We start from the raw sequence: 1,721 nt of genomic DNA, 5'->3' as shown, positions 1-1,721 counted from the left end.
GGCAAGAAGTACAAAAACTGCCACGGCCGACTGAACTGAGCACCGCGCTGCGCTGAACACTGCCCGACTTAACCCTGATTTTCCGGAGTCCTGGAACATGCCCGTCAATCTGGTTGCTACGCCCGCTGCGGATCTTTACCCTGTACCCGGCGTGCGCTGGGGCATTACCGAGGCGGGCATCCGCAAGGCCAATCGCAAAGACCTGTCGGTGCTGCTGCTCGACGAAGGCGCGTCCGTAGGTGCCGTCTTCACGCAAAACCGCTTTTGTGCGGCGCCCGTGCAGATCTGCCGCGAGCACCTGGCCAAAAATGACGGCAAGACGGCGGGCATACGCGCCATGCTCATCAACACCGGCAATGCGAACGCCGGCACCGGTGACGACGGCCTGAACCGCGCGCATGCCAGCTGCATTGCGCTGGCCCGCCTGCTGGATATTGCGCCCGAGCAGATCCTGCCGTTTTCCACCGGCGTCATCATGGAGCCGCTGCCCAACGACCGCATCGCGGCGGGCCTGCCGGCCGCGCTGGAAGCCGCCAAGGCCGACAACTGGGGCAACGCCGCCGAAGCCATCATGACGACGGATACCGTCGCCAAGGCTTTCTCCGCGCGCGTGAAGATCGCAGGCGCCGACGTCACCATCACGGGCATCAGCAAGGGCGCCGGCATGATCCGGCCCAACATGGCCACCATGCTCGGCTTCATGGCGACGGATGCCTGCGTTGCCCAGCCGCTCATGGCGCAGCTGGCCACGGAGCTTGCCGAAGGCTCCTTCAACCGCGTGACGGTCGACGGCGACACCTCGACCAACGACTCGTTCGTTGTGATGGCCACCAACAAGGCGAAACACCCGCCCATCACCTCGCTGGACAGCGCGGAAGGCAAGGCCCTGCGCGCTGCCATGCTGGGCATCGCGAAGAAGCTGGCACAAGCCATTGTTCGTGATGGCGAAGGCGCGACCAAGTTCATCACCATCGCCGTCGAAGGCGGCAAGACCGGCGAAGAGTGCCGCAAGGTCGCCTATGCGATTGCGCATTCGCCGCTGGTGAAAACCGCTTTCTTCGCCAGCGACCCCAACCTCGGCCGCATCCTGGCGGCCGTCGGTTATGCCGGCATCGATGACCTGGACCAGACAAAGATCGATCTGTACCTGGACGATGTGCTGGTCGCCAAAAACGGCGGCCGCCACCCTGCCTATGTGGAGGCCGACGGCCAGCGCGTGATGAAACAAAGCGAGATCACCGTGCGCGTGGTGCTGGGCCGGGGCGATGCAGCCGACACCGTCTGGACCTGCGACCTCTCCTACGACTACGTCAAAATCAACGCGGATTACCGCAGCTAGTCCGGCCGAGCATGAACGAGCAGTTTGAACGCCTGATCACCCGCGTCGAGTCCCTGATGGCGCGGATTGAATCCGTGTTGCCGCAACCGCTCACCGCGCCCGACTGGAGCGCTTCGATTGCCTACCGCTACCGCAAGCGCAGCTCCGGCCACGGCTCGCTGGAGCCGGTGCGCCACATCGGCAACATGAGCCTGGGCGATCTCAAGGAAATCGAGGACCAGAAGGAAAAAATCCGGCGCAACACCGAGCAGTTTGTCAGCGGCAAGCCCGCCAACAACGTGCTGCTCACCGGCGCCCGCGGCACCGGCAAGTCCTCGCTGATCAAAGCCTGCCTCAATGAGTATGCGGCGCGCGGCCTGCGGCTGATCGAGGTCGACAAGGC

2 protein-coding genes are annotated in these 1,721 nt (G+C 64.2%); both read left to right on the top strand.

Annotation, left to right across the window (positions count from 1 at the left end; translation table 11 throughout):
- Positions 1 to 97 precede the first annotated feature (97 nt).
- On the top strand, positions 98 to 1,339 hold the full coding sequence (gene argJ / locus AC1D1P_RS22550) for a bifunctional glutamate N-acetyltransferase/amino-acid acetyltransferase ArgJ (protein ID WP_477674525.1): 1,242 nt from the start codon (positions 98 to 100) through the stop codon (positions 1,337 to 1,339).
- 11 nt (positions 1,340 to 1,350) lie between these two features.
- The coding region (locus AC1D1P_RS22545) for a DUF815 domain-containing protein (RefSeq protein ID WP_477674524.1) at positions 1,351 to 1,721 on the top strand (371 nt) is incomplete at its 3' end.

The sequence above is a fragment of the Polaromonas sp. P1_E1_2 genome, from assembly GCF_056406035.1.
Note: the sequence above shows the minus strand (reverse complement) of the source record. Positions and strands in the feature narration are given on the sequence as shown.

What these genes read in the sequence shown, in the direction of transcription:
- argJ (WP_477674525.1), top strand. Translation starts at nt 98, where the DNA reads ATGCCCGTCAATCTGGTTGCTACGCCCGCTGCGGATCTTTACCCTGTA.